At 72.7% G+C, this 8,043-nt stretch carries 8 protein-coding genes; 4 read left to right on the plus strand and 4 right to left on the minus strand.

Going from position 1 to position 8,043, the window contains the following annotated elements; all coding sequences use genetic code 11:
• The first annotated feature begins 93 nt into the window (after nucleotides 1–93).
• Nucleotides 94–672: a DUF3043 domain-containing protein gene (locus tag E1300_RS31315; protein ID WP_131760708.1), complete on the plus strand. Its 579-nt coding sequence runs from the start codon at nucleotides 94–96 to the stop codon at nucleotides 670–672.
• Nucleotides 673–720: 48 nt separating this feature from the next.
• The gene (locus E1300_RS31320) at nucleotides 721–1,722 is read left to right on the plus strand and encodes an aldo/keto reductase family protein (RefSeq protein WP_131760709.1); all 1,002 of its coding nucleotides are present in this window, start codon (nucleotides 721–723) and stop codon (nucleotides 1,720–1,722) included.
• 69 nt (nucleotides 1,723–1,791) lie between these two features.
• On the opposite strand, the gene E1300_RS31325 is transcribed toward E1300_RS31320, so the two are convergent.
• On the minus strand, nucleotides 1,792–1,989 hold the full coding sequence (locus E1300_RS31325; protein ID WP_131760710.1) for a hypothetical protein: 198 nt from the start codon (nucleotides 1,987–1,989) through the stop codon (nucleotides 1,792–1,794).
• 37 nt (nucleotides 1,990–2,026) lie between these two features.
• Nucleotides 2,027–2,728, minus strand: a complete 702-nt coding sequence (locus tag E1300_RS31330; RefSeq protein WP_131760711.1) for a DsbA family protein — start codon at nucleotides 2,726–2,728, stop codon at nucleotides 2,027–2,029.
• Between the two features lie 278 nt (nucleotides 2,729–3,006).
• Here E1300_RS31330 and E1300_RS52835 point away from each other — a divergent pair, with 278 nt between their 5' ends.
• Both E1300_RS52835 and E1300_RS31335 read left to right on the plus strand, forming a co-directional pair.
• On the plus strand, nucleotides 3,007–3,951 hold the full coding sequence (locus E1300_RS52835; RefSeq protein WP_242619505.1) for a bifunctional adenosylcobinamide kinase/adenosylcobinamide-phosphate guanylyltransferase: 945 nt from the start codon (nucleotides 3,007–3,009) through the stop codon (nucleotides 3,949–3,951).
• Nucleotides 3,948–4,730, plus strand: coding sequence for an adenosylcobinamide-GDP ribazoletransferase (locus E1300_RS31335; RefSeq protein WP_242619506.1), 783 nt, complete (start codon nucleotides 3,948–3,950; stop codon nucleotides 4,728–4,730). Before E1300_RS52835 ends, E1300_RS31335 begins: the two co-directional genes overlap by 4 nt.
• A gap of 196 nt (nucleotides 4,731–4,926) precedes the next feature.
• On the opposite strand, the gene E1300_RS31340 is transcribed toward E1300_RS31335, so the two are convergent.
• A complete protein-coding gene (locus E1300_RS31340) occupies nucleotides 4,927–7,662 on the minus strand; it encodes a fumarate reductase/succinate dehydrogenase flavoprotein subunit (protein WP_242619507.1) in 2,736 nt (911 codons plus the stop codon).
• Nucleotides 7,662–8,043, minus strand: a 382-nt coding sequence (locus E1300_RS31345; RefSeq protein WP_131760713.1) for an ATP-binding cassette domain-containing protein, incomplete at its 5' end; no start/stop codon positions are given. The genes E1300_RS31345 and E1300_RS31340, both read right to left, overlap by 1 nt.

An 8,043-nucleotide genomic window follows, 5' to 3' on the forward strand; every position in this document is an offset into this window, starting at 1 on the left:
CGCAACTGGGCTCTATGACCACTGCTGGGGGTTATCACCCTACGCGTTAACGCGCGAGGCAGCCACGATGTTCGCAGCCGGTAGGCTGATCCCGTGTTCAAGCGTCGTACCCCGGAAGCCCCGGCGAATCCTCCTCAGGTAGTAAAGCCGGGAGGGAAGGGCCGGCCCACGCCGAAGCGCAGCGAGGCCGAGAAGCGCCGCCGCCAGCCGATCACCGCGCCCTCCTCCCGCAAGGAGGCGTACCGCAAGGTCAGGGAGCGGCAGGCGTCCGAGCGCGTCAAGGCGCGCGAGGGCATGGCCAAGGGCGAGGAGAAGTACCTCCTCAAGCGCGACAAGGGCCCCGTCCGCCGGCTCGCCCGCGACTACGTCGACGCGCGGCGCACGGTCGGGTCGTACCTGATGTACGCGATGTTCGCCATCGTGATGCTGAGCCTGCTGCCGATCCCGGCGGCGCGGCTGCTGGTGCTGTTCGCGCCGCCGCTGCTGCTCGTCGTGGTGTTCGCCGAGGGCCTGCTGCTGAGCCGCGGCATCAAGCGGCTCGCCGCCGAGCGGTACCCCGACGAGGACACCAAGGGCGTCGGGATGTACGCGGCGATGCGCGCGATGCAGATCCGCCGGCTCCGCGTCCCCGGCCCGCAGGTGAAGGTCGGCGAGAAGGACAGGGTGGCCTGAGCCCCCGCGCGGGACGTCCGTGATCGCGATCCGGTTAGGGTCGGGGCCATGGAGTTCCGAAATCTGGGCCGGAGCGGTCTGAAGGTCAGCGAGATCGCGTACGGCAACTGGCTCACCCACGGCTCCCAGGTCGAGGAGGACGCCGCGCGCGCCTGCGTGCGGGCCGCCCTCGACGAGGGGATCACCACCTTCGACACCGCGGACGTCTACGCCGGGACGCGCGCCGAGGACGTCCTCGGACGCGCCCTGAAGGGGCAGCGCCGCGAGGGGCTGGAGATCTTCACCAAGGTCTACTGGCCCACCGGGCCGGGCCCGAACGACCGGGGCCTGTCCCGCAAGCACATCTTCGAGTCGATCCACGGCTCCCTGCGCCGCCTCGGCACCGACTACGTGGACCTCTACCAGGCCCACCGGTTCGACTACGAGACGCCGCTGGAGGAGACGCTCAAGGCGTTCGACGACCTCGTCCGGCAGGGCAAGGTGCTGTACGTCGGCGTCTCGGAGTGGCGCGCCGAGGAGATCGAGCGGGCCCTCAAGATCGCGGACGAGCTGGGCCTCGACCGCATCGTCTCGAACCAGCCGCAGTACTCGGCGCTGTGGCGGGTCATCGAGGAGGAGGTCGTCCCGCTGAGCGAGCGCGAGGGCATCGGCCAGATCGTCTGGTCGCCCATGGCGCAGGGCGTGCTGACCGGCAAGTACAAGCCGGGGCAGCCGCTGCCCGAGGGGTCGCGCGCGACCGACGACAAGGGCGGCGCGGACATGATCAAGCGCTACCTGAACGACGACCTCCTGACCCGCGTGCAGCAGCTGAGGCCGATCGCCGACGACCTCGGCCTGTCGATGGCCCAGCTCGCCGTCGCCTGGACGCTGCAGAACCCGAACGTGTCCGCGGCGATCATCGGCGCGTCGCGGCCGGAGCAGGTCTCCGACAACGTGAAGGCCGCCGGGGTCAAGCTGGACGCCGACGTGCTCAAGCGGATCGACGACGTGCTCGGTGACAGCGTCGTCCGGGACCCGGCCAAGACGGTCAGCCCGTCCCGCCGTCCCTGAGCGCTCCCGCACCGCCGGACGCGACGGGCCGCGGGGCATGCCTTCCCCGCGGCCCGTCCGCGTACGCGGTCACTCAGGGTCGTGCAGGCTCATCCCGTACACGACCGTCTCGCCGTCCAGCAGCGTGACCTTGTCGACGTCGTCCGCGCGGAGGCCGCGCCAGTTCTCCCCCAGCCAGCTCTCCGCGTCCGCCTGGGTGGAGAAGCTCTCCTCCGCCACCCCGGCCGGCTCGCCGCCCGCCTTCTCCAAACGCCAGCTCCACGCCATCGCGCTCGACCTCCCTCGTTCGCGGTGAGACTAGCCGTTACGAGGCCGCCTCGATCGCCTTGCGGAGCGCCTCGGCGCTTCCCGTCTCGGACGCGTCCAGCGTGCGGCCGTTCACCCGGACGCTCGGCGTCGCCGCCAGACCGCCCCGCTTGTACCCGTCGCTGACGGTCTTGACCGACGCGGCGTAGCGCTGGCTCGTCACGCACGTCGCGAAGTCGTCGCCGGTCAGCCCGAACGGCGCGCCGTAGGCGACCAGGTCGGCGGTGGCGTAGCCCCTGCTGTCCAGCGACGCCGGCTGGTGGGCGTACAGCGCGTCCTGGTACGACAGCCAGCGCGCGCCGTCGCCGACGCAGCGCAGCGCGGCCGCGGCGCGCAGCGAGTTGCTGTACGCGGGCTCGGTGCCCGGCCCGAAGATCAGCACCGGGCGGAAGACGACCTTCGCGCGGCCGGAGACGGCGAGCTCCTTGAGCATCGGGTCGTGCATGCGGTCGAACGCGCCGCAGTGCGGGCAGGCGAAGTCCTCGTAGACGTCCACGACCGGGGCGGTGACGCCGGGCCGCGCCATGGTCAGGCTGCCGTCGGCGGCGGGCGTGGCCAGCGCGCCGCCCGCGATCTCGCCCGCCTTCAGCGCGACACCCCCGCCGTCGTCGTCTCCCCCGCCGTCCCGGGCGACGAACACGACCGCGGCGACCGCGACCAGCACGAGTACAAGACCCCCACCGATAAGGCCGATGAGCAACCCCGGCCCCCTTTTGCCGGACGGACCCGGCTGGAACGGCGGGCCAGGCTGGAAAGGAGGTGCGGGCTGGGGCGGCCAGGCGGGAGATCCGCCGTACGGCGGCCCCGGGGGCGGCTGCTGGCCTTGACCCGGCTGGTGGGGCCACGGGGGGTTCGGGGGGTTGCCCACCGGTTTCTCCTCCTGACGGTGCGTCGCTCCGAGCGCGTGCGCTGCCTTCCCGGCGAGCGTATCCACCGGTGAGCGCCCCGCCGGGGGCGGCCGTAGAGTTTCCGATCGAGATGAACATCGAACTCCACGGCATCGCCGGTCCGCTGGGCTGGCCCGAGCCCGGCTGCCGCTGCGCGTCCTGCAACCGGCTGCGCCGTGCGGGAACTAGTCACGAACCGGCGAACGTCACCATCGACGGCGTCCCCCTGAACGACTTCGCCTGGACAGAAGTCTCCGGTGGCCACGACATAGCGACTCCACACGGTGGACGAATTCTCCTGGCGTCTGGGCCGGGTTCCACTCCGGCACCCGTCCCGGACGTGGAGTACGACGCCGTCCTGCTGGACATGGTCGGTTCCCCCGAACACCTGGGCTACTTGCGCCGGGCAGGGGCCGTGACAGACAAGACGCGCATCCTCCCCCTGCACGTGGACCACCGCATCTCGTCTCCGACAGAGTTGCAACGGCGCATGGGCTTCTGGCTGTGCCCCCAAGACGGCCCGTACCGGACCCTCCTGCTGGGCGGTTCACGCTCGGGTAAGTCGGCCGAAGCCGAGCTGCGCTTGGCGGCGTACCCGGAAGTGACCTACGTGGCGACGGGAATCCTCCGCGAAGACGACCCGGAATGGACCCAGCGCATAGCAGCCCACCGTTCTCGCCGTCCCTCCTGGTGGCGCACGTTAGAGACGGCCGACCTGGTAGGCGTCCTCAAGTCGGCGTCAGGGGCGGTGCTGGTAGACGGGATCGGCACGTGGCTCACGGCCGTGATCGACGAGGCCGCGGCCTGGGACGACCCGTCCCAAATAGGACCGCGGCTCGACGAACTCGTAGCGGCCTGGCGGGACACGGCGGCACGCGTGATCGCGGTGAGCGACGAGGTCGGCCTGTCGCTGGTGCCCGCGACGCCGTCCGGGCGGGCGTTCCGGGACCTGCTGGGCCGCCTCAACCAGCGGCTCGCCGCCGAGTCCGAGGAGTCCGCGCTGGTCGCGGCCGGACGCGTGCTGGAGCTGGGGTGATCGCGGGACTGCGACTGGCGGTCACGCTGCTCACCGTCGTCCCGCTCCGCGCGGGCGGCGTCGACCGGGACAGCGCCCGCGCGGCCATGCTGCTGGCGCCGTCCGTCGGCCTGATCACCGGCGGCGCGGCCGCGGTGGTGCTACTGCTCGCCGACGCACTGGGCCTGTCCGCGCTGCTTGCGGCCGCCCTCGCGGTGGCCGCGACCGCCGCGGCCACACGCGCCCTGCATCTGGACGGCCTCGCCGACCTAGCGGACGGCCTCGGCAGCGGCCGTCCCGCCGACGAGGCCCTGGCAATCATGAAGCGCTCCGACATCGGCCCGTTCGGCGTCGTCACGCTCCTGCTGGTCCTGCTGATCCAGGTGACGGCTCTAGCCTCATCGCCGCACGCCGCGGTCGCCGTCGTGATCGCGGCGGTCACGGGCCGCCTAGCCCTGCCCTGGGCCTGCCGCACGAGCGTCCCGTCCGCCCGCCCGGGCGGCCTGGGCGCACTGGTAGCAGGCACCATCTCCACCCGCGCCGCCCTAACGGTGACGGTCGCAGTGCTCCTAGCCGCCGGAACGGCCGGAGCACTGACGGCCGCCACCCAGAACAGCGGAGACGCCTGGACAGTGGCGGGCGGCGCCACGCACGCCATCGCGGCAGTCGCACTAGGCCTAGCCGCAGCACTACTGATGCTCCGCCACACCGTCCGACGCCTAGGCGGCGTAACCGGCGACGTCCTAGGCGCCCTGGTAGAGATAGCCACCACCGCAGCCCTACTCCCCCTAGCCACCTAACCCAGCACAAGCACTCAGGGGGGTTTGGACGAGCCGCGACAACACCAGCCCCCGACCTCAACCACCAACAACCGCAAGCGCTGCGATCGCGTGCGAAGCCAAGTTCGAGCGAAGCGAGAACTTGATCGCGCAGCGAGCCCCTGGGCGAGCCGGAGCGATGCAGCGATCGCCGCAGCGCCCGTTGAAGGAAGGCCCTCTAGGGCCTGACGCCAAGGGCGATGCAATATTTACGAGCAAAGCTCCTTACGTCGGCGTCGGGGTCGTCTTGGGCGCGTTCTAGGGCGCGGGTGACGTCCGGGAGGGCCGCGTGGGGGCCCAGTGCGATCACGGCGGCCTTGCGGACGTCGAGGTGGGGGTCGTCGAGGGCCTTGATCAGCGGTCCGGCGGCGATCGCGGGGTCGGCGGCGGCGAGGCCGCGTGCGGCGCCGGTGCGGACCTGCCAGGCGGGGTCGTGGAGGGCCGCGGCGGCGGCCTCGGCGAGCGGTGGCGGGCAGCCGATGCCCGCGAGGGCTTCCAGTGCGGCGGCGCGGACGAGGTCGTCGCGGTCGCCGAGGAGCGCGGTGAGCGTTCCGGCGGAGGCGGGGTCGCCGATGGTGCCGAGGCCGTGCGCGACGGCGACCCGGACTTCTCGGGATGCGTCGCCGGCGGCGCGTCCGACGGCGTCCGCCGCGTCGTGCGCGACGAGTCCGCGGACGGCTTGGAGGCGGACCCGGTGGTCGCCGTCGGCGAGCGCGGCGGTGAAGGTCCCCGGGTCGCCGAGGCGGAGCGCGCGGAGGACGTCGAGGACGGCGGCGCGCACCTGGGCGTCCGGGACGTCCAGCGCGCCCGCGAGGGCCTCTCGGACCTCGGGCGTCGCCGGGAGGACTTCGACGAGTTCGCGGAGGGCGGTGGCGGCGGCGTGGCGCACCGAGCCGTGGCCGTCGGCGAGGGCGGTGGCGAGGGCGCCCGCGACGCCGTCCGGGACGACCTCGGTGAGCGTGGTGACGGCGGCGCGGCGGACCTTCGGGTCCGGGTCGGTGAGGTAGGCCGCGATCGCGTCGACGGGCGGCTGGGTCTCGGCCAGTTCCTGGAGCTCCAGCAGGCGCGGCGAGCGGCCGATCGCCGTCACGGGACGCGCGGCGGGCGCCCCGGCCCGCCCTGCGGCGGCCACGGCGGCGGGGATGGCGGACGGCGCCGGGGTGAGCACGACCGGCTCGACCGGCTCCGGGACGGTGAACTCCTCGACCGGCACCAGGTACGGCTCGACGGGGCGCTTGACGAACTCCATCGCGCCGTCGTCGCGGCGCCGCAGGTTGAGGTGGAAGAACCAGGAGGCGTCGTCGCGCTCGGGGAGGTCGGCGCGGTCGTGGTAGAGGCCCCAGCGGCTCTCGGTGCGGGTCAGGGACGAGCGGGCGGCCATCTCCGCGCAGTCCCGGATGAAGGTGACCTCGGCGCAGCGCATGAGCTCGTGCGGGGTCCGCGCGCCCATCGCCGCGATCTCCGTCTCCATGCGGGTGAACGTCTCCACGGCGATGTCGAGCTTGGCCTCGGTCTTCGGCGGCGCGACGTAGTCGTTGACGAAGCGGCGCAGCTTGTACTCGACCTGGGGCTGCGGGGGGCCGTCCGGGTTGCGGAGCGGCCGGTAGATCAGCTCGTGCGCGGCGCGGATCTGGTTGGCGGGCAGGTCCGCGGGACGGGCCGCCGGGCCGCCCGCGTGGCCGGCGGCGTGCGCGCCCGCCAGGTCGCCGAAGACGAACGCGCCGATCATGTAGTTGTGCGGGACGCAGGCGAGGTCGCCCGCCGCGTACAGGCCGGGGACGGTCGTGCGGGCGTTCTCGTCCACCCAGACGCCGGACGCGGAGTGCCCGCCGCACAGCCCGATCTCGGAGATGTGCATCTCCACGTCGTGGGTCCGGTAGTCGTGGCCGCGCCCGGCGTGGAAGGTGCCGCGGGTGGGCCGCTCGGTGGTGTGGAGGATGCCTTCGAGGGCGGTCAGCGTCTCGTCCGGGAGGTGGCTGAGCTTGAGGTAGATGGGGCCGCGCGCGGAGTCGATCTCGCGCTTGACCTCGGACATCATCTGGCCGGACCAGTAGTCGCAGTCCACGAACCGCCGGCCCTCGGCGTTCACCTGGTAGCCGCCGAACGGGTTGGCCACGTAGGCGCACGCGGGCCCGTTGTAGTCCTTGATGAGCGGGTTGATCTGGAAGCACTCGATGCCGCTCAGCTCCGCCCCGGCGTGGTAGGCCATGGCGTAGCCGTCCCCGGCGTTGGTCGGGTTCTCGTACGTCCCGTACAGGTAGCCGGATGCGGGGAGGCCGAGCCTTCCGCACGCGCCCGTCGCGAGGATGACGGCCCCCGCCGACACGGTGACGAACTCGCCGCTGCGGGTGTCGAAGCCCACGGCCCCCACCGCGCGTCCGCCGGACGTGAGGACGCGCACGGGCATGACCCGGTTCTCGATCGTCACCTTCTCGCGGATCGACCGCTGCCGGAGCACCCGGTAGAGGACCTTCTTGACGTCCTTCCCCTCCGGCATGGGGAGGACGTAGGACCCCGACCGGTGGACGCGGCGGACCGCGTACTCGCCGTGCTCGTCCTTCTCGAACTTCACGCCGTACCGTTCGAGCCGCTTCACCATGGCGAAGCCGCGTGTCGCGGTCTGGTGGACGGTCTTCTGGTTCACGATGCCGTCGTTGGCGCGGGTGATCTCGGCGACGTAGTCCTCGGGGGTGGCCTTGCCGGGGATGACCGCGTTGTTCACGCCGTCCATGCCCATGGCGAGGGCGCCCGAGTGCCGGACGTGCGCCTTCTCCAGCAGCAGCACAGACGCGCCGTGCTCCGCCGCGGTGATCGCGGCCATCGTCCCGGCGGTGCCGCCGCCGATGACGAGCACGTCGCAGCTCAACTGCCGCCGGTCCTCGACGGAGGGGATCTCCATCTGCGGGATCGCCATCAGACGGTCTCCTTCGCTTCGGTGCGCGCCCCGAGCGCGGCGAGCACGCCGTCGCGGGACGCGGGGACGGGGAACTCCGCGGCGACGCCGCCCGCGCCGAGGACGACGACGCGGTGCCCGAGGAGCAGCGCCTCGTCCACGTCGTGGGTGACGAACACGACCGTGGCGGGCGCGTCGGCGAGGACGTCGAGGAGCAGCCGCTGCATGGTGGCGCGCGTCTGCGCGTCGAGGGCGCCGAACGGCTCGTCCATGAGGACGGCGCGGGGCCCGGCCGCGAGGGTGCGGGCGAGCTGGACGCGCTGCCGCATCCCGCCGGACAGCTCGCGCGGGAGCCGGTCGGCGGCGTCGCCGAGCCCGACGCGGTCGAGCCAGCGCGCGGCG

It is taken from the genome of Actinomadura fibrosa (genome assembly GCF_900659615.1).
Classification (GTDB): domain Bacteria; phylum Actinomycetota; class Actinomycetes; order Streptosporangiales; family Streptosporangiaceae; genus Spirillospora; species Spirillospora fibrosa.

Excerpts from the sequence above, each read along its gene's own strand:
- E1300_RS31320 (WP_131760709.1), top strand. The coding sequence starts at position 721 with ATGGAGTTCCGAAATCTGGGCCGGAGCGGTCTGAAGGTCAGCGAGATC.
- E1300_RS31325 (WP_131760710.1), bottom strand. The coding sequence starts at position 1,989 with ATGGCGTGGAGCTGGCGTTTGGAGAAGGCGGGCGGCGAGCCGGCCGGG.
- E1300_RS52835 (WP_242619505.1), top strand. The coding sequence starts at position 3,007 with ATGAACATCGAACTCCACGGCATCGCCGGTCCGCTGGGCTGGCCCGAG.
- E1300_RS31340 (WP_242619507.1), bottom strand. The coding sequence starts at position 7,662 with ATGGCGATCCCGCAGATGGAGATCCCCTCCGTCGAGGACCGGCGGCAG.